The following is a 21,897-nucleotide window of genomic DNA, read 5'->3' on the forward strand; positions in this document are numbered from 1 at the left end:
AGCGTCTTGCCAATCCGGGACCGGCCGGATATGACCCCTCTCAACGACGCCGCGCCGGCCCTCAGGTCCGCACCGCCTCGTGCCGCAATAGCTCAGCTGGTAGAGCACCTCATTCGTAATGAGGGGGTCGGGGGTTCGAATCCCTCTTGCGGCACCACTAATTTCTTTTTTTCAAACTGGCTTTTGTATTCGACATTTGGCGCCGCCGTGCTCAAATGGAAACAACCCCCTCTTTTCGTAGAATTCATCGAAGGCTTGCCGTACCCCGGGCCAGTTTCCGTCGTGAACGTAGTCGTCTCCGACTACCCAACCGCCGGGGCGTACTAATGGCCACCAAGCCTCCAGATCGGACATCACAGCTCGATAATCATGGCCGCCATCAATATGGATGACATCTACCTGAAGATTTGAGCGCCGAAAAACTTCATTTGCATTGACGCTATCGAGTGGAATCGGAAGAATCACGTCCTCGGTATTTGTTGCTAGAACGTTTGCCATAAAAGTTCGCATAAGCATGGGCTGCCCATGCTCAAAAGCAAGTCCAGGATACCAATCGTCGTTGAACCAGTGATCCCAGGCACCGAGCCAAGTATCAATAGACAGCATTACTCCGCCAACTAGTCCAATCTCCTTCATACGTTTTGCCATTGCGATTGAGGAAGCGCCCTTCCAGACGCCGATTTCAACTGCAACCGTTGGCTTGGCGTTGTCGATAGCTTCCAAGAGATAGGGATGCGGACCATGAGCCAACTCGTTAGGTGTATCTGCATACAGACGCCGAGGAAAACCAGCGAATGGATCCTGGCCACGCCAAAGAGTATCGATTAAATGCTGACGCATATTTGCCGGCTTTTCGGACATGAAGTTTCCTTGAAATAGACAATTCACAGAACCTGCCGCATATCGTTGCGACTGTCCGACATCTCAGTCGATTTTGAATGATAAGGCAACCTCGCTTGCCTTCGAAAATTTACCGTTTAACGGTTGCTGCATGAGCGCGTTCAAGCGCGTGCTTATGAAGAAAATGTGTGTTGACTTATTTCATATGAAATTTCTGTCTGAGAATATTGGACAGCTTACTTTTGCGTGGTATTTTATATCATTCTTGTTATTAGTAAAATTTATTTAGTTTGATAGGTCTGATATAGCAATAAGTGATTTTAGGCCACGTCTGTTTTTCTAAAAAAAGCAAGTTTCTTCAAAGCAGCAATAATCTTTGTTACGCCAAGCGGACGAGCTAACTTAGTCGTTTCACTCTGTTTTGCAGTAACCATGTATAGGCGGGATCCAAGCTCGGCCATATAATCAGGCGACGGGTTTGCATCACGCGACCAGCCAATGTTCCGGCGTAGTATTTTCACCGGAGATCCGGCAGCGAGGCATGATCCCGCAATGTTTTTTGTTACAATCGACCCCGCACCTATCACGGCGCCAGAACCAATGGTAATTCCCTTCATGATTTGAATACTGTTTGTAAGCCATACATGTGGCCCTATAGTTGTATCATCGGGGGGGTTAAGTATTTTTTTTGTTTCTAAATCATACATTCCGTGAAAGTCACCAGTTCGGATGGCTATCTTCCATCCAAACATACAATCTTCTCCAATCGATAAAGTTCGGTACTGTCCCTGAATCCAACACGTCATGTCGCCAATATACGAGTTTGGTCCACAGTAGAATACAGAATCGCTTCCATCGCATAGTATAGTGATACGCTGCACATTTCCGCCTCCAATAAAGGCAGTGCTCCGATTGCACAGAAAATCTATCCTGCCGCCAAGGGTGAATCCTGACCCAATGACGATGTAATTTTCAGAATTACTGTGAAACCCTATTTCAAACGAACTTGTTCGAAAGCCGCTCTCTACCCATACAGTGTTGTGACCGCCAGATCCAGAAACATTGATCCCGAGGGATCTCAACGCTTCAAGATCTTCGGTTTTTTCTGATGAGTACTCAACGTACTCTCCCAATGGGAGGGGAAATCCCGGAGATCCAATCATTTTTACTTTTGTATGGCGTTTGATAACGTCTTCGACTTTCACTTTAACAACCTCACATCCTCTTTGTTCAACGAGCTTGCGACTGCTATTTGGTCGTTTAGCAGTCTTCCTGGTTTGCGATCCTGCTTCTCATGTTCTAACTCGAAGACAAATTCATGGCCATAAAGATTGAACGCCTGGGTAAGCCAGGCTTTTTAATGGATCGAGTTTACGATTGAAATTTTTCAAACGCGCTCGCCAATTAGTTTTCAGATCAATTTCGCGCAAAATTGCGTCTGCGACACCGATCGGATCATCCACCCGTAGCGTTGCGGCGAAGGTCGTCCCGGAGAAAGATTTCCTCGTATGAGTTGGATAAAAATATTCGGCATTGTTTCCTTTAAGAGCATCGACTAGAATTTGGCTCGATCCCATAACTTCACCTAAATTCAAACCAATAATTGTTGCGGATTTTTCAGTTAATAAGGATGTGTGTAACGCTGACCCTGCATAGGATACTACCGCAGGCGCCGTTTCAAAAACATTTATTTGTTCGGCTAATGAAAGAGTTTCTGGATAAATAATTTCTACGCCTTTTCGCGAAAGAACATTGGTGATTTCATCTTCATTCGAAAATCTCCCAACACCAGACGCTAATTTTGTTTTTGACAGCATGACTGGACGCATGAATGCTCGAAGTGACTGGCCAGATTTGAGAAATTTGCCAATTTTTGTACCCACATCACTATGAATTTGATGAGCACTATTTGTTTCTTCAAAGCTCGGCGCTGGAATGAATAGCTGCTCAAAGACGGTTGGTGTTATAGGTCGAATGAAATGTTCTGGACTTAGGCCAAACGCTTTTAGGGTTGCATTTGCAATTGGTATGTGATCGCAAATTGTTTTTATGTCATGATCACCATGATAAATCAGCTTGAAATTTCTATGCGGAATTTTTAATAAAGGCCAAAGTCTAGATAGACTTGTTAATAAAAAATGCCCATGGTGAAATATTTGTGGACCGATGTAGATATGTATACATTCACCGGTATTGACAGTTGATTCGGCGGCCAAATTGATCGTCTGTGATTGTCCAACTCTATCTTGATGGGGGCCTCGACGGTAAGCTGCTAATGATATATTGGCGCCACTACTCGTATAGACGCCCCATTTATGGTCGTCGTCAAATGAAATTAACGGGTTTCTTGGAGAAACGAGCGCGTTTTCGAAGGCAACCGCAAGAGGATTTATTGCAGAGTAGAAAATATTGCCGTGAATGGCGCTGCATTTACTTAAGGCGGACATCGTATGGAAAACTTTCAAACTACGTAGAAAGGCGTCGCTGATTGCCTATGATAATTGATTGGCGGGTAAGGAGGAAGTTACATAGCGGACCCAAACATGCTTTCTGTGGTCATCGACGAGTTTTTTCTGCAAGGAGCGTATCAACTTCGAAAATAAAAAAATATCTCCTTTAAGCTTTCGATCTCATGCGGGATCACATTTATCAGCTCTTTGCGACCCAGCTTTATCTAAGCGAAGCGTCTTTCAAGGCCTGACAATCGGCCAAGTGCGGGCTATGGTCGGCGTACTGGATTGAGCGCCATAAGGGCGCCTTCGGAGCCTGCTCGATGGATTACCTCACCGCCTGCTGCACCGTAAAGGATGAGGCGCCCATCATCCATGAGTGGATGGCCTTCCACATTGCGGCGGGCTTCGATCGGTTGGTGATCATCGACAACGGCAGCACGGATGGGACCGCGGACATAATCCGGGGGTTTGGGGCGGCCGACAAGGTCGATCTGATCGATTGGCCCGGCCCCGGCACGCAGGTGGCGATGTACGAGCATGTGGCCACCCGATACCGCGACCGCACCGAGTGGCTGGCTTTCATCGATGCCGATGAGTTCCTGTACCCCACTGACGGAATGGACTTGCGCGAGACGCTGGCGGCGATGCCGGATGTCGATGGGATCGGCGTGCATTGGCACATCTACGGTTCGTCAGGGCATATCGAGGGCCAACCGGGGCTCGTGATCGAGGCCTATCAGCGCCGGGCGGAAGACAACTTTACATTCAACCGGCATATCAAGAGCGTCGTCCGCGCGGCGAAGATCGTCAAGGTCTACTCCTCCCATCTCGTGGCGCCGGCTGCCGGAATGGTCGACGACGCGAAGTGTCCTCTCCATCTCGATCCGCCCTACGGCTTTTTCGAGCACAAGACGGCGAGTCACACCCGCCTGCGGATCAACCATTACCATACACGCTCGGCAGCGGAGTATCGGGTGAAAGCGGGACGGGGTTACTTTGGAGTCGACGATGAGAAGTTGGCCTCCGAGCAACGCTTCCAGAGCATGTTCGCGGCGCACGATCGTAATGAAGTCTTCGATGACAGCGCGCTACGTTTCGCGCCCGCTGTTCGCGAGATCATGGCGCGCGCCAGGACTGTTCAGGCCGATCTGCCAGTCTGAAAGCCGGAGCCGGTGATCCGGCCCCGCCAACCTCAGTCGGCTAACGGAGGCGGATCAGATCACGCCGCGATACTCGTCGAGCCTGCCAGCCCCGGCAGGTCCGTCACCCCGATCAGGCGGATCACCTGATCGACCGATACGGTGAAGCGCGTGTCCGCGGCAACGTTGTGCACGAGATACGCGTCCCCATCATAGACGACCACCCCAAAACCGTTGGCGCTCGCGCCGTCGGACGACGCCGCTGCGGCGGCGCGGCCGAGGGCGTCCTGGAGGGAGTCCGGTATCGCCAGGGATACGTGCAGGGGGCCGGCCGCGCCGGCACCGATGAGGGCGAGGCGGTCTTCGCCGAGGGTGAAGTCGGTGATCGTCACGGTGGCGCTCGTGCCGGCACTTACGTCCGTGCGCAGCGTGACGGTATCGGCGCCGGCGCCTGTCGCGAGGGTGAAGCTCCCCTGCGCGAGGCTGCCGGGCGCGGCGGCCGCGAGGCTGAGGCTGTCGTTGCCGGAGCCGCCGTGGATGGCGAAGGCGTTGGCCGCGTCGGCGCGCTCCACCGAAACCGCCACGGTGTCGTCGCCGCCGGTGGCGTAGACCGTCACGGTGCCCGAACCCGTGAATACGATGGTGTCGTTGCCGCCGGCCGGGTCGGCGGCGGCGGTGTCGCCGTAGATCACCGTGGTGCCGGTGTTGTGAACCCGGATCCCGTCGCCGCCCTCACCGCCGAACAGGGAGGCCACGGTCCGGGTCTGGCCGGCATCGTACACGAGGGTGTCGGTTCCGGCGCCGCCGTAGACCGCCGCCACGGTGGTGGTGTCGAGGTCGGCGCCCGTCCCGACGGTGATGGAATCGTCGCCGCCATTGCCGAAGATCGTGACGCGGCCGCCGCCCGCGAACGCGATGGTGTCGGCCGCGTCCGTGGGGTCGGCCGCGCCCTGCCCGCCGAAGATGGCGGTGGCGGCGTCGGCCCCGGTGTTGAAGACCCGGATCGTGTCGGTGCCCTCGCCGCCGTAGATCGCCATCTTGGCGTCGAGGTTGCGGGTGTCGGCGACGCGGAGGGTGTCGTCGTCGCGCCCGCCGAAGACCGAGACGTAGCTCTGCGCATCGAAGGCGGCCGAGCCCTGCTGCAGGCTGTCGGCCCCGGCATTTCCGAAGACCCCCCAAGAGCCCTTGCCGCCGAACGTGATGGTGTCGGCCCCGTCGTTCGGGTCGGCAAAGCCGCAGCCGCCGAAGAGGATGTGCGTGCCGGGCGCCAGGGCCGGATCGACGACGTTGCTGATCGATCCGCCGCCGGCGCCACCGAGGATCAGGGCATTCGCCTTGCCGCTGCTCACCGCGACCCCATCGCCGCCGACGCGCACGTCGCCGTCGGCGAAGGCGAGGCCGGCCAAGCCCGCCGGGACGAGGCTCGTGCCGCCCACCGTGAGGGTCCGGCCCTCCGCGAAGGTCAGGGTCACCGCGCCGCCCGCCTCAGTGGCGGCGACGAAGCTTCCGGGGCTCACCGCCAGGGTGACGGGCTCGTCGCGGGCAACCGTCATGGACGCGGTCCCGTCGAAGACCCGGCCCGCCGGGCCGTAGAGTGCCCGAATGCCGTCGATGTCGGAGGCCTGCAGGTCCGCGACCGTGCGGTTCACGTAGGTGTTCATGATCGACGGCGTCGCGTCGGAGTGGCCGAGCCCGATGGCGTGGCCGATCTCGTGGACCGCGACGACGAAGAAGCTCACGTTGCTCTGACTGACGACGCCGCTTCCGCTGGCGTGCCACCCCTCGCCGCTGTCGAAGCGGATCGCGGCCGAGAGCATCTGGGGCCCGCGAAAGCTGTAGTTCGCGTCGCCGAGAACGTTGGACAGACCGTCGATGGCGGCAAAGCCGACGTCGATGGTGGCGCTCGCCACGGAGGCGACTTGGGTGAACCGGATGTTGGCGTAGGCCGACCAGTCCGCGAAGGCCCGGGTCAGCGTCTCGACGAAGGCGGCGGGCACGGTGGCATCCACCGCCCAGGTCACCGTCCCGCCCGTCGTCCCGAGGGTGGGCGAGCCGAATTTCGGCCCTTCGAGCACATAGTTCGCCATCTCGTCCCGTCTCGCCTCAGGCCACGGCCCGAGCGGAGCGCGAGCGTGTATCCGACCATCGCGCAATCACCTCGGGCACGGTGGCGGCCGGGCCGGGCTTGGCGATGAGGTAACCCTGTCCCTCGTCGCACCCTTCAGCCTTGAGGCGATCGAACTGCGTCTGCGTTTCGATGCCTTCGCCGGTCGTGCGCATGCCGAGACTCGCGCCGAGCCCGATCACTGCCCGCACAATAAGGCCGGAATCGGAATCGGGCGTGATGTCGCGCACGAAGGACTGGTCGATCTTGATCTTGTCGAAGGGGAAACTGCGCAGGTAGCTCAGGGACGAGTAGCCGGTCCCGAAATCGTCCATGGCGATGCGCACGCCGAGGCGGCGCAGGGCGTGCAGGGTCGCCAACGTCGCGACGTTGTCCTTCAGCAGGACCGATTCGGTGATCTCGAGTTCGAGGCGCGCCGGGGGAAGCCGGCTCGCGGTCAGAGCCTCGCGCACGGAGGCGACGACGATCTCGTCGCGGAACTGCACCGCCGAGACGTTGACCGCGACCTTGATGCCGTCGGGCCAGCGCATGGCCTCCTCGCAGGCGGTCTTCAGGCACCAGGCGCCGAGCGGCACGATGAGCCCGATCTCCTCGGCGATCGTGATGAATTCGCCCGGCGAGACGAGGCCACGCGTCGGATGGATCCAGCGCACCAGGGCTTCGAACCCGCCGATGCGCCCGGCCCGGAAATCGTAGATCGGCTGGTAATGCAGCTGGAACTCGCCGTTGGCCAGGGCTTCGCGCAAGTCGAGTTCGAGGGCCCGCCGCGCCTGGAGGCGGATGTCCATGTCGATCTCGAAGAACCGCCACGTCCCTCGGCCATCGGCCTTGGCGCGGTACAGGGCGACATCGGCGTTCTTCAGGAGCTTGTCGCAGGTGGTGCCGTCGCCCGGTGCGAAGCAGATGCCGATGCTGACGCCGACGCTGACCTGATGCCCGTCGAGGGTGTAGGGTGCGCTGAGCACCTCGACGATGCGGCGGGCAAGGATCGTCGCATCGTCCGGGCGACGGATGTCGCAGAGGATGATGGCGAACTCGTCGCCGCCGAGGCGCGCCACCGTGTCGACCTCGCGCACGCAGGCGCTCAAGCGCTCGGCGACGGCACGCAGAAGCGCGTCGCCCACCGGATGCCCGAGAGTATCGTTGACCTCCTTGAACCGGTCGAGGTCGAGGCAGAGCACGGAGAATCGGCTGCCGCGTCCGAGATGGGCCAGGGCTTCGTCGATGCGTTCGACGAAGACCGAACGGTTCGGCAGGCCTGTTAGCACATCGTGACGGGCCATGAAGGCGATGCGCGCTTCCGCCTGACGACGCTCGGTCACATCCTCGTAGGTCGCAACGATCCCGCCGCCGGCGACGGCCTTGTGCGAGATCGCGATGATCCGGCCGTTCTTGAGATGCTTCAGATCCCTCCCCCGGATCGTCCCGACCTCGCTGCTCAGTGCGCTTTCCTGACCGAGGGCGGCGACGCCGCCCAGGGCGACGAGGGCCTCGTGCCGGAGGCCGAGGATCGCGGCATCCTGCGGCAGATCGAAGATCTCGCAATAGCGGCGGTTGACCACCGTCAGCCGCCCGTGCGCGTCGAACATGCACAGGCCATGCGACATGTTGTCGAGAGCCGTATCCAGACGTAGGTTCGTCGAGACGAGGCGGGATTCCTGATCCTTGAGCAGGGTGATGTCGCTGAGTACGGCCATGAATCCGCCGTCCAGGGTCCGGCTTCGGCCGATCCGCAGCCAGCGGCCGTCGCCGAGGCGGTGCTCGCCGTGCTCGTCTGAGGGATGCAGCAAGGCGCGGGCGAGGTTGGCCGGGTCCGGGGATGCCGCGGCGAGCTGCGCTACGGTTGTGCCGGGCGGGAGCGAACCGGGCGCGACGCCGAGATACGATTCCGCTTGACCGTTGGTGAGGGTGACGCGCCCGTCCGCATCGACCACCACGATCCCCTCCTTCGAGGTTTCGAGCGCATCGGCGAGATGGGCTTCGGCGGTCAGGCGCTGGGCGACCTCCTGCTCCATGGCGCTTCGGATGTTGTCGCGCATCACGCCCATGGAGGCGAGGAGACGACCGACCTCGTCGGCGCTGCCGGCGGGAATGGCACCGCTGAGATCGCCCGCCGCGATGCGGGATGCGACCTGGGATGCGTCGGCGAGGGGACGGATGATGCGACGGCCCAAGGCATAGGAGACCGTCCCGGACAACAGGATGGCGATGAAGGTCCCGATGAGGTTGAGCATCGTCTCGCGCGCGACGACGGCCCGGGCCTCCTGCCGATAGGTGAAGCCATCGCCGGCGGTGTAGTTGATGAGGAGATCGAAGTTCTCTTCCGCCGCCACGGCGTGCCGATCGAGGGTCGCCCAAGCCATCGTCTGTCCCGGACCGTCCGAGAGTTTCAGGCGCGCGTCGAGCCATTCCTCGACGGCGCCCGCCACCGCGACGGCGGCCCGGCTCGCGCGGACCGACTGGGCCCGGTCCACGGCGATCTCGAGGCTTTCCGTGTAGGATTGTCGAAGGGCGGCGACGCGCTGATTAAGGGCGTTGCGCATGGCGACATCGGTTGTCGTCCAGCGGCGCGCATCCGCAGCACGCATCCCGGCGAAGTCCGCGGCGGCGGCGCGTGCATAGTTGATCGACATGAGCGAGTTGTCGAAGGTCCGGGTGACCAGTTCGTCCGCGCGCCGGATACTGGACGCGGCGGACAGGCCGAGGACCGCCGTGATCGTACTGGTGATGATGAACGCGACGGTGATGCGGCCACGGATGGTCCCGAGCATCTGCCCGACGCGTTCGAATGCGGCCCGGGGCGACCGGACGCGCCGGTGAGCAGAAGCGTTCGTAGGGGGACTCATCGACAGGTTTCCGGTCGCCGAAGTTACGAGTCTCGGCATGGAGACTGAAGGTCTGGCAGCCACAGGTTAAGGTCACCTTGCGAAGATCCGTTTCGCTTAAATTCTTAACCGCGTTTTTACCGCCCCCGTGGGAGTGTGCTGCTTCATTTTCCACTTCCCAATGCCCGTTTTTTCTAGCGGTTTGCCGCCTGCTTGATCGGAGACCTTATGCACGCACTGCTTCGCTTGGCTGCAATAATGCCGATGGTCGTCGTGGGCACGACTGCGATCACGGTCACGGCCATCGGTGCGCGCGTCCATGAGGTGTCGCAGAAGGGGCGCGCCTTCCAGCCGGCCGCCCTCGTGATCAAGCGCGGCGAGACCGTACAAGTCCTCAACGACGACGCCGACCTACTCCATCACGCTTATGTCGATTCGCCCGAGTTCACCTTCGACTCCGGCGACCAGGAGCCCGGCGAGAAGGCCAGGATCGTGTTTCCCGTCGCCGGAACCTTTGCGGTTCTATGCGGCATCCATCCGAAGATGAAACTCACGGTTCAGGTCGATTGACGCCGACACCGACGCCTGAGGAAAGGCGCCGGCACGATGTCGTTCGGGCAGAGTCAGTGCTTCAGAGGATGGTTGATCCGTAGAGGACGGCGTGGGCGCCGTAATAGAGTCCGATGAAACCCGCGAGGGCAGCGGCATAGCCCACCGGCATGATCACCAGGTTGCGCAGGCGTTGGGGGGCGGTCACGTTGTCGGCGGCGATGGCGACCATGGCGACGATGATCGGGGCGTGCCCGATGGCGTCGATCTTGCCGAACTCGAAGATCGCCGAGACGAAGGCCGCGGCCAGCAGGATCGCGGAAATCCGGCGCACGAGGGGTGTGCAGATCAGCGCGAAGGCGAGGACGAATTCCACCGCGCCGGCGGCCTTCATGAAGAACTCGCCGTCGAAACCCATGGTCATGGCCGGGTGCTCGATGAAGAGCGGGAAGGTCCAGTGGGGATAGGCCCACTTCTCGACGGACGCCCACATCAGGGTGATGGCGGCGGCGTAGCGCAGGACGTCGAGGGGGCGCAGGCCGAACAGATCGCGCTGAAAGGCCGTGAGGGCGAGATAGGCCGCGAACCCGAGGAAGACCGGATAATCGGCGAGGTGGAACGCGCCGTACTGGCTCGCCGCGATGACGAACAGGGCGACAATGCCGGCGGCCGAGAACGGCAGGGTGGCGCGCCACAGGAAACCCACCGCGATGGCTAGTTGCAGCCAAGACAGCATCGGATTCGTGGTCGTGAGTTCCGGCGTCAGAATGATGCCGCCCAGGGCCCAGAGGGCAACGAAGAACCCACCGCCCACCGCCCGGAACATCAATTCGGTGTTCGCTCGCGCCCAGGTCGTGACCCGGTCGAGGGAACGGGTCAGGGCCGCGCCGAGAACGGTGCCCTCGAACAGGCCCCCCACCACGAGGGCGAGGATGGAGAGAGCCGCGAGCTTCTCGAAATTCTCGCACAGAACCGTCTCGAGACCGCGCGGTGCTCCGACGACGTCGTAGGCACAGAACCACTTCACGTGCGCCTCGGCCGCGCCGACGCCCGTCAGACTCAAACAAAATGCAGCCGTCCAGGCTGCCGGGCGCGGCAACCGTGCACTCGCAATACGCATGGAGAAACACCCTTGCGAACAATATGGGAAGTTAAGGAAGGGCACGGGGGAGGTCGGCCCCGGCAGGAGCGAACTTACGTAGTTTCGATGGAGGGTGGAAGGATTTTGTTAACAAACATGACCCATTGGTTAACGCCGCCGCCGGTATTCGATGGAAAATCGGCAAACGTTCCGGGGTGACTCGGAAACCATTCGTGACGATGCTTTTGGGAACGGAGCTTGGCCGTTAAGGTTCGGTAACCGGCCCTGGTTCAGCGTGTCGGGGTCGTGACCGCCGGAGACCCCCTGCCGATGATCGCCATCCTGAGTGCCGCGAGCCTGTTCGCCGGGGGAGCCCTGTCCTACGCGTCCACCCGGACGCCCGCCCGGACGGACCATTACGAACTGTGGGGCGGTCGCTTGTTGCTCGCGGGCCTCGTTCTGATCGGATCGGGTCTGCCGCTCGCGCGCTGACGCACGCTCACTCATGCTCTCCCGCCGGCGAGCGCTCACACAGGCATGGTCGTACCCGATGGGCCGACGCGAGGCTCGTGGGATCGATCCACGGCGGGCGGATCAGTTGCGGGGGGCAGGCTCGAGCTTCGGTGCCGGGCCGGTGCTCGTCAGCGTCTTGAGGAAGGCGAGCAGATCGGCCTTTTCGGACGCCGTCAGGTTGAGGGGCCGAACATCGGCCGCCCGGCTCGGCCGATCGATGCCGCCGCGGTCGTAGAGGTCGATCACAGCTTCGAGGGTCGCCACCGAGCCGTCGTGCATATAGGGCGCGCGGATGGCGACATCCCGGAGGGTCGGCGTCTTGAAGGCATAGCGCAGCATGCGCGACGACGGAAAGAAGGCGCCGCGTCCGATATCCTCACCCTGACCGACGCCGATATCGTGGAACGATGCATCGGTGAAAGCCGACCCGCTATGGCACTCGGCGCAGCGCGCCTTGCCGGTGAAGAGCCGGAACCCGTCCTGGGCCCGGAGCGAGATCGCGCGCGCATCCCCGGCGATCCAGCGATCGAAGGCCGAGAGGCCAGGCTGGATCGTGCGCTGATAGGTGGCCAGGGCCTGCTCGATGGTGGCGCGGGTGATCGCCCCATTGGGGAAGGCCGCTGCGAAGTCCTGTACGTAACCGGCGTCGCCGCGCAGGCGCTGGATCAGGACGCTTTCAGGCAAATTCATCACCACGGGCGAACTGATCGGCGTGAACGTGACGTTCTCCAGGGAGCGGAATTTTCCGTCCCAACCGAGAATTGGCGCCGTCGCCACGTGCAGCAGGGTCGGCGTCCGCAGCTTCATCGGCATGCCGACCTCGCCGATCCCGCGCGGCCGGTTCTCGCCCCACGCCTTCTGCGGATCGTGACACGAGGCGCAGGACATCGATCCGGCGCCGGACAGCATCGGATCGAAGAACAGGCGCTGGCCGAGGGCAGCCTTCTCGGGGCTGTACGGATTGAAGGCGGGGAAAACCACTGCCTCCCGGGTCTGGAACGCAGCGCGCGCATCCGCCGGGGCCGCAACGGCCTGGGCCGGCACGGGAATTGTGCCCGTTGCCTGATTCACCATATAGGCGGCCAGCGCCGCGACCGCGCAGGCACCGCCGACCTTCCAACGCATTGGAATCTCCTGAGCCCGCGACAGGCTACCGCGCGGAAGTAAACAAAACGTCTCCGGTTGGCCGCCAGCCGTTGTCTCGGGGGCCGATCTCAGTCGAGCCCCAGCATCAGCCCGATGTTCTGGACCGCGGCACCGGACGCACCCTTGCCGAGATTGTCGAGGCGCGCGACGAGGACCGCGTGTCCATGGGCTTCGGCGCCGAACACTCGCAATTCGAGACGATCGGTGTCGTTGAGGTCTTCCGGCTCCAGGCGTTCGGCATGAGGCCCTGGGATCACCGTGACCAAGTCGGATCCGGCGTAGTAGGTTTGAAGCGCCGCCTCGAGGGCAGCCGCCCGCGGCTTGCCGGGGATCGTGTCGAGGTGGAGCGGGATGCTCACCAGCATGCCCTGGCGGAAATTGCCGACGGACGGAATGAAGATCGGCCGCCGGGTCAGTCCACCGTAGCGTTGCGTCTCCGGCAGGTGCTTGTGCGCGAAGCCGAGTCCGTAGAGCTGGAACGGCGCGCCCTCCCCCGCCTCGTAGGTCTCGATCATGCCCTTGCCGCCGCCGCTGTAGCCGCTGACCGCGTTAATGCTCAGGGGCGTGTCGGAGGGAATCAGTCCGGCCTCCACCAGGGGCCGAATCAGCGCGATGGCGCCCGTGGGATAACAGCCGGGATTCGCCACCCGGCGGGATCGCCGGATCAGCGCAGGCTGGTCGGGGGTGAGTTCGGCAAACCCGTAGGCCCAGGCCGGATCGACCCGGTGGGCGGTACTGGCATCGAGGATGCGCGGTCCGCCGCTCGGCATGGCATCGGCCAGCGCCACGGTCTCGCGCGCGGCGTCGTCGGGCAGGCACAGCACGACGAGGTCGACGGCTTCCATCAGCGCGCGCTTGACGGCGATGTCCTTCCGGCTCTCGTGCGGAATGCTCTTCAGGGCGACGCGGCCCTCGCGCTCCAGGCGTTCGCGGATGCCGAGACCGGTGGTGCCAGCCTCGCCGTCGATGAAGACCGTGGGTTTGTGCTCTGCGCCGCGCTCGCTCATTGCCGTCTCGTTCCTCACCGTCGGTCCGTCCGGTCCGTCGCCACGCGTGATGCGACTTGGCGGCCGCCTTGTCGAGGCGATGCTATCGCCGGACCAAAGGACGGATTCATGACAGTTGTGGATGCGCTGCCCTGCACGGAACGCAAGGCTGCCCATCCAGTTGGTTTTCGGAATCCAGTCATTCGGAATGCGACCATGTCCGCCACCGCCAAGAAGACCGATCCCGCCCTGTGGGAGAAGGTGAAGAAAGAGGTCACCGAATCCGACAAGGGCGGCAAGCCGGGCCAATGGTCGGCCCGCAAGGCTCAGGCCGCAACGAAAGCCTACAAGGACGCCGGCGGCGGCTATGCCGGCAAGAAATCGTCGGACAACCATCTCAAGGAGTGGACCGAGGAGGATTGGGACACGAAATCCGGCAGGAAGAGCGGCGAGACCGGCGAGCGCTACCTGCCGAAGGCGGCCCGGGAAAAGCTGTCGTACGGCGAGTACGCCCGGTCGACGGAGAAGAAGCGCGCGGACTCGGCCAAAGGCCGGCAGCACTCGAAGCAGCCCGCCGACGTGGCGAAGAAGGCCGCGACGGCGCGTGACGCGGGCGGGCACACCAAGGCCGATCTCCTCGCAAAGGCCCGGGACAAGAACATCCCCGGTCGCTCCAAGATGTCGAAGGACGAACTCGCGCGGGCGCTCCACGCCTGAGCCCGATTGCCGTACCGGGATGCGGCGCCTAGACCACGGGCGATTTCATCGCCCGCGGAAAGGCTCCTCACGTGTCGCGACCGGTGCGCTGCCGCCTCGACCCCGTCCATCAGATCGTGTCCGACGCGGCCGGGGCGTGGCGTGCTGTCGGCTCGGACCCTTACTTTCGCATCCTGCCCCCCGCCGGCCGGCGTCGCCATCGCGGCGGTTGGGTCCGCATCCGGGCCGACCTCGCTCCGCTGGGCCGTACCAAGCTCGTGCCGCTCCTCTATGTCGACGACGGCAAGGGATTTCGGGAAAGCCTGACCATTCCCCTCGAGCGGGGCGAGGCCGGGATCGACAACCTCGTGCGGCTGCCGCGCCGGGTGCGCGGCCTGCGTCTCGACCCCCTGAGCGGGGCCGGCGGATTCACCCTCGGCCATGTGACCTTCGACCACCTCGGCGTGCCGGCCGCCTACGCGGAGATCATCCGGCGTCTCGTGGCCCGTCTGCCGGCCGCCGAGCGTCCCCTCCCCCGCCTCGTCGCCCGCGTCGCGGAACTGATCCGGCGCCGCCCGGCCCGTGCCCTGTGGCGCGATTTCCTCGACAGCGCGAAGCCGCGCCCGGTGCCGGCCTCCTACGCCGCCTGGATCGAGGCGGTCGAGACGCCGAGCCGCCTGTCCGTGCCCGCCATGCGGGCGGCCGTCACCGGGTTCGGGTTCGCACCACGCATCTCCATCGTCATGCCGGTCTACGACACACCGAAGGTCTGGCTCGAGGCCGCCATCGCCTCCGTGCGGGCGCAGGCCTACGAGAACTGGGAACTCTGCCTCTGCGACGACAATTCGCCGAGCGCGCACGTCTGGCCGATGCTGCAGGCCTTCGCCGACGCCGATCCCAGGATCAAGCTCCACCGGCGCCGGCACAACGGGCGCATCGCGGCGGCCTCCAACGACGCCATGGCCCTGGCGACGGGCGCGTACATGACGCTCATGGACCACGACGACGCGATCCCCGACAACGCGCTCTACGAGTTCGTCCGCGTCCTCAACGAGGACCCGAGCGTGGACTTCCTCTACTCCGACGAGGACAAGATCTCCGTCGAGGGCGTCCGCTACGATCCCTTCTTCAAGCCCGACTGGTCGCCCGAGGCCCTGGAGGCGTGCATGTACACGGCACACCTCGCCCTCTACCGCATGGACATCGTCGGGCGCATCGGCGGGTTCCGCGACGAGTGCAACGGCGCCCAGGATTACGACTTCGCACTGCGCTACACCGAACACGTCCGAAACGTCCGCCATGTGTCGAAGATGCTCTACCATTGGCGCGCCATTCCGGGCTCCACCGCCCAGACCATGGACAACAAGGACTACGTCATCGCGGCGGCCGTGCGCGGTCTCGAAGACCGGGCGCGCCGCACCGGCACCCTCGATCACGTCCGCCCCTCCCCCTATGCCGGCTGCTTTTTCCTGCGCCGCAAGATCGTCGGCACGCCGCGCGTCTCCCTCGTGATCCCGAGCGCCGGGCGCGACAGTACCGTCGGCGGCCGCAGCGTGGATCTCCTGGCCGAATGTCTCGCCAGCATCCGCCGAACGAGCACCTACGGCGACATCGAAATCGTGGTCGTGGACAACGGCGACCTTCGCCCCGCGACCCTGTCGGCCCTGCAGCGGTACGACGCGCGGCGGATCACCTACGCGGAGCCCGGCTTCAACGTCGCGGCGAAGATGAACCTCGGGGCCAGCGTCGCCACGGGGGAAATCCTCGTGTTTCTCAACGACGACGTCGCGGTGATCACCCCCGACTGGATCGAAGCGATGCTGACGCTGCTCCAGATTGACGGCGTCGGCGCGGTGGGACCGAAGCTGCTGTTCGAGACCGGCGAGATCCAGCACGCCGGCGTTTCCATCGTCGACGCCACGCCCGACCATGTCCGTCGCGGTTACCCCGGCGACGATCCCGGGCACTTCTTCTCGACGGTGGGCAACCGCAACTACCTCGCGGTGACGGGCGCGTGCCTGATGGTGCGGCAGGATGCGTTCGCGGGGCTCGGCGGCTTCGATGAGGCCTACGCCGTCAATTACAACGACATCGATCTGTGCCTTCGCCTGTGGGAGCAGGGCCGGCGGATCGTGTACTGCGCTCAGGCCGAACTCTACCATTACGAGAGCCGCAACCGCGCCCGCACCGTCGATCCAACCGAGCACGAACGGTTTCGCGCCCGCTGGGCGAGAAAGATCCCGCAGGATCCGTTCTACAGCCCGTGGTTCGAGGCGCTGCCGCCGACCTTCGAACTCGACCCGACACGGTTCTGAACGCATCTGAGCCTTCGCGGCACGCGAAGGATCGGTGCCTGACTCCCGAATTGCGAACCAGTCTAATTCGCGGTTCTGTTCGCCGGCTGGCGACGCGTGGCGTGCGTCCCGCCATCGGAAGTTCGGCATGCAGATACTTCACACCCTGGGGGGCGATGCGACGGTCTGGCTGACCGGCGCCCTGCTCGTGATCTGCATGGGCCTATGGGCCACCGGTCGCGTGGCCGAGATCGTCACCGCCCTGCTGTTCTTCGCCTTGGCGATGCTGTTTCGCCTGGCGCCCCCGAACGTGGTGTTCTCGGGCTTCGCCTCCTCCGCGTTCTGGCTCGTGCTTGGCGGCATGGTGGTGGGCCTCGCCATGACCCGTACCGGCCTCGGGGATCGTCTGGCGCGAAGCCTCTCGGGACATCTGTCGGGATCCTACACCGGCTTTATCGCAGGCCTCGTGGCGCTCGCCTTCGGGATCGCGTTCGTCATGCCGTCCAATCTCGGACGCGTCGCCCTGCTGGTCCCGGTGGTGCTCGGGCTGTGCGATGCCTACGGCCTCGGCCCCGGGCGGCCCGGACGCCACGGCGCGGTTCTGGCCGTCGGCGTCGCGACGCCGATCCTGTCCGCCGCGATCCTGCCGGCCAACGTGCCGAACCTCGTCATGGCCGGGACGGCCGAGGCCCAATACGGCCTGCACCTCGCCTACCTGCCCTACCTCCTCCTGCACGCCCCGGTGCTGGCCCTGGTAAAGGGCGCGATCCTGGTCGCCTGTATCGTTCGGCTGTTTCCGGATCGGCTCACGGCCGTGGATGCCGGTGCCCTCGCCGTCGCACCGATGACGCCGGAGGCGCGACGCCTCGCCGTCATTCTCCTCGCCACCCTCGGCTTCTGGGTCACGGACAGCCTGCACCACATCGCGCCGGCCTGGATCGGTCTCACGGCGGCGGTGATCTGCCTGATGCCGCGGATCGGCGTGATGCCGGCCGAAGCCTTCGCTTCCGTGAACCTGCGCACCTGCTTCTACGTCGCGGCGCTGCTCGGTCTCGTCGCCACGGTGAATGCCACCGGCCTTGGAGACAGCCTCGGCCACGCGCTCCTGGCCGTCGCGCCCCTGGCGCCCGACGCGCCCGCTTACAATTTCGGCATCCTGACCGGCATCAGCGCGGCTCTGGCCCTGGTGGTCACGGCCAACGGCGCACCGGCCCTCTACACCGCTCTGGCCGGCGAGATGTCGCGCGTCAGCGGCCTCGATCTCTACAGCGTGGTGATGATCCAGGTGATCGGCTACGCGACCCTGTTCCTGCCGTACCAGGCACCGCCCATCGTGGTGGCGATGGATCTCGGCCGGGTGCCCCTGCGCGCCGCGACGAAGCTGACCCTTACGCTCGGGGTTGTATCGCTGCTCATCGTCGCACCGCTGGATTACCTCTGGTGGCGGGCCCTCGGGAGGTTGCCATGAGGGCTTCGCGCCCGACTTACGATCCGAGGACAATGTCGCCACTCCCGTTCCGCCGTCGCGGGTTGCGGATTGGCGCCGGGCCGCGGGCAGATTAGAGACGATCCAAAATCTTTTTGCACTGCAGCGCCAAGGCGGCGCCTCAACCCACCATCGAGGAATTCGGAACACGATGGCTCCCACCGTCCGACCCACGGTCACAGCGCCCCTCTCGCCCCATCTCCAGATCTACCGCTGGACCTGGACCATGGCGATGTCGGTGTTCCACCGCATCACCGGCACGGCGCTGTACGGCGGCACCGCCCTCGTGGCGATCTGGCTCGTAGCCCTGGCGTCCGGCCCGGCGGCCTACGGCTGGGTGGCGTGGTTCTTCGGCTCCCTCATCGGGAAGCTCGTCCTGTTCGTCTACACCTGGATCCTGATGCACCACATGCTCGGGGGCCTGCGCCACTTCGTGTGGGATGTCGGCCACGGGTTCGACCGCGAGCGGCGGATGTGGCTGGCGCGCGGAACCCTCATCGCTTCCGTGATCGCCACCGTGGCGATCTGGGCCGTCGCCCTTCTCGTGCGCTGAGGACCGAACCCATGGCCGAGACCGCAAAGACCTCGCTCCGCACCGCCCGCTCCCGCGTGAAGGGGCTCGGCGCCTCCGGGCACGGGGCCGGACACTGGTGGCAGCAGCGCGTCACCGCCGCCGCCAACGTGCCCCTGATGATCGGCTTCATCGTCATCATCGCCCTGATGGCCGGGCGGCCCTACCCCGAGGCCGTCGCCCTCGTGTCGCATCCGGCCGCGGCCCTCATCCTCATCGGCGGCGTGATCTCGGTGACGCTGCACATGCGCATCGGCATGCAGGTCGTCATCGAGGATTACGTCCACGACAAGGGCCTGAAGTTCGCGGCCCTGTTCGCCAACACCACCTATGCCGTCGCCGTCGCGGTGGCCTGCCTCTACGCGATTCTGCGCGTGAGCCTCGCCCGCCTCGTCTGACCGCATCCGTAAACCGATAAGGACATCGTCCATGGCCAGCAACGGATCGAACGGATCGAACGGCGCGCCCGCCTACACGATCAACGACCACACCTTCGACGTGGTCATCGTCGGAGCCGGCGGCGCGGGCCTGCGCGCCACGGTCGGCTGCAGCCAGGCGGGCCTGCGTACGGCCTGTATCTCAAAGGTGTTCCCGACCCGCTCGCACACGGTGGCGGCGCAGGGCGGCATCTCGGCGTCGCTGGGCAACATGGGTCCGGACGATTGGCGCTGGCACATGTACGACACCGTGAAAGGGTCCGACTGGCTCGGCGACCAGGACGCCATCGAGTACCTCGTGCGCAACGCCCCCGCGGCGGTCTACGAACTCGAGCATTGGGGCGTGCCTTTCTCCAGAACTGAAGAAGGAAAAATCTATCAGCGACCCTTCGGCGGCATGACCACCGATTACGGCAAGGGCACCGCCCAGCGCACCTGCGCCGCCGCCGACCGCACCGGCCACGCCATGCTGCATACGCTCTACGGGCAGGCGGTGAAGAACAACACCAACTTCTTCATCGAGTACTTCGCCCTCGATCTCATCATGGATGAGGACGGTCGCTGCCTCGGCGTCATCGCCATCGACCAGGCCACCGGCGAGATCCACCGCTTCCGTGCCCAGCAGACGATCCTGGCCACGGGCGGCTACGGCCGCTCCTACTTCTCGGCCACCTCCGCCCACACCTGCACGGGCGATGGCAACGCCATGGTGCTGCGCGCCGGCCTGCCCCTGCAGGACATGGAGTTCGTGCAGTTCCACCCCACGGGTATCTACGGCGCCGGCTGCCTCATCACCGAGGGCGCGCGCGGCGAGGGCGGCTATCTGACGAATTCCGAGGGTGAGCGCTTCATGGAGCGCTACGCCCCCTCGGCGAAGGACCTGGCCTCCCGCGACGTGGTCTCACGGTCCATGACCATGGAGATCCGGGCCGGTCGCGGCGTCGGCAAGGGCAACGATCACATCTACCTGCACCTCGACCACCTCGACCCGGCGATTCTTCACCAGCGCCTTCCGGGCATCTCGGAATCCGCCAAGATCTTCGCGGGCGTCGACGTCACCAAGGAGCCGATCCCGGTGCTGCCGACGGTGCACTACAACATGGGCGGCATCCCGACGAACTATCATGGCGAGGTGCTGACCCTGAAGAACGGCAACCCCGACACGGTGGTGCCGGGTTTGATGGCGCTCGGCGAGGCGGCCTGCGTCTCGGTGCACGGCGCCAACCGACTCGGCTCCAACTCACTCATCGACCTCGTGGTGTTCGGCCGGGCCGCCGGTCTCCGTTGTGCCGAGATCGTCGAGCCGGGCCACCGCCAGATGGATCTGCCGAAGGACTCCGCCGACAAGGCCCTGAGCCGCCTCGACCGGTTCCGTTATGCCGATGGCGGAACCCCGACCTCGGAGCTGCGCGCCGAGATGCAGAAGACCATGCAGAACAACTGCGCGGTGTTCCGCACGGGCGAAGTTCTGGAAGAGGGCAAGGCCCTCATCCACAAGGTCGCCTCCGGCCTCGCCGACATTCACGTCAACGATCGCTCGCTGATCTGGAATACCGATCTGCTCGAGACCCTGGAATTCGACAACCTCATTGGCCAGGCCGTCGTCACCATGGAATCGGCGGCCAACCGCAAGGAGAGCCGCGGCGCCCACGCCCGTGAGGACTTCCCCGACCGCGATGACAAGGAGTGGATGAAGCACACACTCGCCTGGATGGACGACACGTCCAAGCAGGTCAGCATCGATTATCGTCCGGTCCACACCTACACCATGTCGAACGAGATCCAGTACATCGAGCCGAAGGCGCGTGTGTATTGAGGAAGCAGTCGCAGACTTGCTTTCGATGATGATTCTCTTGAGACGGAATTAGGCACGCCAAATCATGGCTCAGTTCAATCTTCCCAAGAACTCTCAGATGACCGAGGGCAAGACTTGGCCCCGTCCGGTCGGCGCCAACAACCTGCAGGAATTCCGGATCTATCGCTGGAACCCGGATGACGGGAAGAACCCGCGCGTCGACGTCTATCAGGTCGATCGCGACGATTGCGGACCGATGGTCCTCGACGCCCTGCTGTGGATCAAGAGCAAGGTCGACTCGACCCTGGTGTTCCGCCGCTCCTGCCGCGAGGGCATCTGCGGCTCCTGCGCCATGAACATCGAGGGCCAGAACGCGCTCGCCTGCACCATGGGCATCGACGAGTGCCAGGAGCACGCGAAGGGCAAGAAGACCGGCGCGGTGCGGATCTACCCGCTGCCGCACATGCCGGTGCTGAAGGACCTCGTCCCCGACCTTACGAATTTTTTTGCCCAGCACGCCTCCATCGAACCCTGGCTCCAGACCGAGACCCCGGCGCCGGAAGGCGAGTGGAAGCAGACCCCGGAGGACCGGGCCCAGCTCGATGGCCTCTACGAATGCATCCTCTGCGCCTGCTGCACCACCTCGTGCCCGAGCTATTGGTGGAACGGCGACCGCTTCCTCGGCCCGGCCGCCCTGCTCCAGGCCTACCGCTGGCTGATCGACAGCCGTGACGAGAACACCGGCGAGCGCCTCGACGCTCTGCACGACCCGTTCCGCCTGTACCGCTGCCACACGATCATGAACTGCGCCAACGCCTGCCCGAAAAGCCTGAACCCGGCCAAGGCGATCGCCGAGATCAAGAAGATGATGGTCGCCCGCGAAGTCTGAGGACTTCCGACCGAACCAAACGAAAAAGGGGCGCGCGGTGTGAACCGCGCGCCCCTTTTTCGTGGGCCGGCC

Annotated in this window: 18 protein-coding genes and 1 tRNA gene; 11 read left to right on the forward strand and 8 right to left on the reverse strand. The window is 63.5% G+C overall.

All coding sequences use genetic code 11. The annotated features are described in order from the left end of the window. Positions 1–81: 81 nt before the first annotated feature. Positions 82–157 (forward strand) — tRNA-Thr (locus tag ASF27_RS20280). A 14-nt stretch (positions 158–171) separates the two neighbouring features. Here the strand turns inward: ASF27_RS20280 and ASF27_RS21885 are convergent. The 3 genes from ASF27_RS21885 to ASF27_RS21890 all read right to left on the reverse strand — a co-directional run bounded on the left by ASF27_RS21885 (position 172) and on the right by ASF27_RS21890 (position 3,287). Further along, positions 172–861, reverse strand: a complete 690-nt coding sequence (locus ASF27_RS21885; protein ID WP_244473843.1) for a class I SAM-dependent methyltransferase — start codon at positions 859–861, stop codon at positions 172–174. 299 nt (positions 862–1,160) lie between these two features. After that, entirely contained in the window at positions 1,161–2,045 is an 885-nt protein-coding gene (locus tag ASF27_RS22520) for an acyltransferase (RefSeq protein WP_156467591.1), read from the reverse strand. Positions 2,046–2,156: 111 nt separating this feature from the next. Then, positions 2,157–3,287: a glycosyltransferase family 61 protein gene (locus ASF27_RS21890; protein ID WP_082479401.1), complete on the reverse strand. Its 1,131-nt coding sequence runs from the start codon at positions 3,285–3,287 to the stop codon at positions 2,157–2,159. 326 nt (positions 3,288–3,613) lie between these two features. Here ASF27_RS21890 and ASF27_RS20285 point away from each other — a divergent pair, with 326 nt between their 5' ends. Further along, complete coding sequence (locus ASF27_RS20285; protein ID WP_056362968.1) at positions 3,614–4,453, forward strand: glycosyltransferase family 2 protein; 840 nt, start codon at positions 3,614–3,616, stop codon at positions 4,451–4,453. A 59-nt stretch (positions 4,454–4,512) separates the two neighbouring features. Here the strand turns inward: ASF27_RS20285 and ASF27_RS20290 are convergent, their stop codons facing one another. Beyond that, a complete protein-coding gene (locus tag ASF27_RS20290) occupies positions 4,513–6,519 on the reverse strand; it encodes a matrixin family metalloprotease (RefSeq protein WP_056362971.1) in 2,007 nt (668 codons plus the stop codon). Positions 6,520–6,535: 16 nt separating this feature from the next. After that, entirely contained in the window at positions 6,536–9,328 is a 2,793-nt protein-coding gene (locus ASF27_RS20295) for an EAL domain-containing protein (protein ID WP_056362974.1), read from the reverse strand. A gap of 327 nt (positions 9,329–9,655) precedes the next feature. Between ASF27_RS20295 and ASF27_RS20300 the strand changes: the two genes are divergently transcribed. Beyond that, positions 9,656–9,952 carry a hypothetical protein gene (locus ASF27_RS20300; RefSeq protein WP_244473128.1) on the forward strand — a complete coding sequence of 99 codons (297 nt, stop codon included), beginning with the start codon at positions 9,656–9,658 and terminating at the stop codon, positions 9,950–9,952. 61 nt (positions 9,953–10,013) lie between these two features. On the opposite strand, the gene ASF27_RS20305 is transcribed toward ASF27_RS20300, so the two are convergent. Next, on the reverse strand, positions 10,014–11,051 hold the full coding sequence (locus ASF27_RS20305; RefSeq protein ID WP_056362977.1) for a hypothetical protein: 1,038 nt from the start codon (positions 11,049–11,051) through the stop codon (positions 10,014–10,016). Positions 11,052–11,318: 267 nt separating this feature from the next. Between ASF27_RS20305 and ASF27_RS22780 the strand changes: the two genes are divergently transcribed. After that, positions 11,319–11,504: a hypothetical protein gene (locus ASF27_RS22780; RefSeq protein ID WP_210166289.1), complete on the forward strand. Its 186-nt coding sequence runs from the start codon at positions 11,319–11,321 to the stop codon at positions 11,502–11,504. A gap of 102 nt (positions 11,505–11,606) precedes the next feature. Here ASF27_RS22780 and ASF27_RS20310 read toward each other — a convergent pair whose 3' ends face one another. Both ASF27_RS20310 and argC read right to left on the reverse strand, forming a co-directional pair. Further along, positions 11,607–12,650 (reverse strand): cytochrome c peroxidase, encoded by a 1,044-nt coding sequence (locus tag ASF27_RS20310; protein ID WP_056362980.1) that lies wholly within the window; start codon positions 12,648–12,650, stop codon positions 11,607–11,609. Between the two features lie 89 nt (positions 12,651–12,739). Beyond that, the gene (argC, locus tag ASF27_RS20315; protein ID WP_056362983.1) at positions 12,740–13,678 is read right to left on the reverse strand and encodes an N-acetyl-gamma-glutamyl-phosphate reductase; all 939 of its coding nucleotides are present in this window, start codon (positions 13,676–13,678) and stop codon (positions 12,740–12,742) included. A 195-nt stretch (positions 13,679–13,873) separates the two neighbouring features. Between argC and ASF27_RS20320 the strand changes: the two genes are divergently transcribed. From ASF27_RS20320 to ASF27_RS20350, 7 genes are all read left to right on the forward strand, one after another. Beyond that, the gene (locus ASF27_RS20320; RefSeq protein ID WP_056362986.1) at positions 13,874–14,374 is read left to right on the forward strand and encodes a hypothetical protein; all 501 of its coding nucleotides are present in this window, start codon (positions 13,874–13,876) and stop codon (positions 14,372–14,374) included. Positions 14,375–14,445: 71 nt separating this feature from the next. After that, positions 14,446–16,668 (forward strand): glycosyltransferase family 2 protein, encoded by a 2,223-nt coding sequence (locus ASF27_RS20325; RefSeq protein ID WP_244481075.1) that lies wholly within the window; start codon positions 14,446–14,448, stop codon positions 16,666–16,668. Positions 16,669–16,795: 127 nt separating this feature from the next. Beyond that, positions 16,796–18,115: an SLC13 family permease gene (locus ASF27_RS20330; protein ID WP_056362989.1), complete on the forward strand. Its 1,320-nt coding sequence runs from the start codon at positions 16,796–16,798 to the stop codon at positions 18,113–18,115. Between the two features lie 169 nt (positions 18,116–18,284). Continuing rightward, positions 18,285–18,686, forward strand: a complete 402-nt coding sequence (gene sdhC / locus ASF27_RS20335) for a succinate dehydrogenase, cytochrome b556 subunit (protein ID WP_056268517.1) — start codon at positions 18,285–18,287, stop codon at positions 18,684–18,686. Positions 18,687–18,697: 11 nt separating this feature from the next. Next, the gene (gene sdhD, locus ASF27_RS20340; RefSeq protein ID WP_056268519.1) at positions 18,698–19,102 is read left to right on the forward strand and encodes a succinate dehydrogenase, hydrophobic membrane anchor protein; all 405 of its coding nucleotides are present in this window, start codon (positions 18,698–18,700) and stop codon (positions 19,100–19,102) included. Positions 19,103–19,133: 31 nt separating this feature from the next. Next, a complete protein-coding gene (sdhA, locus tag ASF27_RS20345; protein ID WP_056362993.1) occupies positions 19,134–20,957 on the forward strand; it encodes a succinate dehydrogenase flavoprotein subunit in 1,824 nt (607 codons plus the stop codon). A gap of 64 nt (positions 20,958–21,021) precedes the next feature. Continuing rightward, positions 21,022–21,825, forward strand: a complete 804-nt coding sequence (locus ASF27_RS20350) for a succinate dehydrogenase iron-sulfur subunit (RefSeq protein WP_056094958.1) — start codon at positions 21,022–21,024, stop codon at positions 21,823–21,825. Positions 21,826–21,897 lie beyond the last annotated feature (72 nt).

The organism is Methylobacterium sp. Leaf102 (assembly GCF_001422425.1).
GTDB lineage: Bacteria > Pseudomonadota > Alphaproteobacteria > Rhizobiales > Beijerinckiaceae > Methylobacterium.

Coding starts and splice junctions, on each gene's coding strand:
- ASF27_RS21885 (WP_244473843.1), bottom strand. CDS start 861: ATGTCCGAAAAGCCGGCAAATATGCGTCAGCATTTAATCGATACTCTT.
- ASF27_RS21890 (WP_082479401.1), bottom strand. CDS start 3,287: ATGTCCGCCTTAAGTAAATGCAGCGCCATTCACGGCAATATTTTCTAC.
- ASF27_RS20285 (WP_056362968.1), top strand. CDS start 3,614: ATGGATTACCTCACCGCCTGCTGCACCGTAAAGGATGAGGCGCCCATC.
- ASF27_RS20290 (WP_056362971.1), bottom strand. CDS start 6,519: ATGGCGAACTATGTGCTCGAAGGGCCGAAATTCGGCTCGCCCACCCTC.
- ASF27_RS20295 (WP_056362974.1), bottom strand. CDS start 9,328: ATGCTCGGGACCATCCGTGGCCGCATCACCGTCGCGTTCATCATCACC.
- ASF27_RS20305 (WP_056362977.1), bottom strand. CDS start 11,051: ATGCGTATTGCGAGTGCACGGTTGCCGCGCCCGGCAGCCTGGACGGCT.
- ASF27_RS20310 (WP_056362980.1), bottom strand. CDS start 12,650: ATGCGTTGGAAGGTCGGCGGTGCCTGCGCGGTCGCGGCGCTGGCCGCC.
- argC (WP_056362983.1), bottom strand. CDS start 13,678: ATGAGCGAGCGCGGCGCAGAGCACAAACCCACGGTCTTCATCGACGGC.
- ASF27_RS20320 (WP_056362986.1), top strand. CDS start 13,874: ATGTCCGCCACCGCCAAGAAGACCGATCCCGCCCTGTGGGAGAAGGTG.
- ASF27_RS20330 (WP_056362989.1), top strand. CDS start 16,796: ATGCAGATACTTCACACCCTGGGGGGCGATGCGACGGTCTGGCTGACC.
- sdhC (WP_056268517.1), top strand. CDS start 18,285: ATGGCTCCCACCGTCCGACCCACGGTCACAGCGCCCCTCTCGCCCCAT.
- sdhD (WP_056268519.1), top strand. CDS start 18,698: ATGGCCGAGACCGCAAAGACCTCGCTCCGCACCGCCCGCTCCCGCGTG.
- sdhA (WP_056362993.1), top strand. CDS start 19,134: ATGGCCAGCAACGGATCGAACGGATCGAACGGCGCGCCCGCCTACACG.
- ASF27_RS20350 (WP_056094958.1), top strand. CDS start 21,022: ATGGCTCAGTTCAATCTTCCCAAGAACTCTCAGATGACCGAGGGCAAG.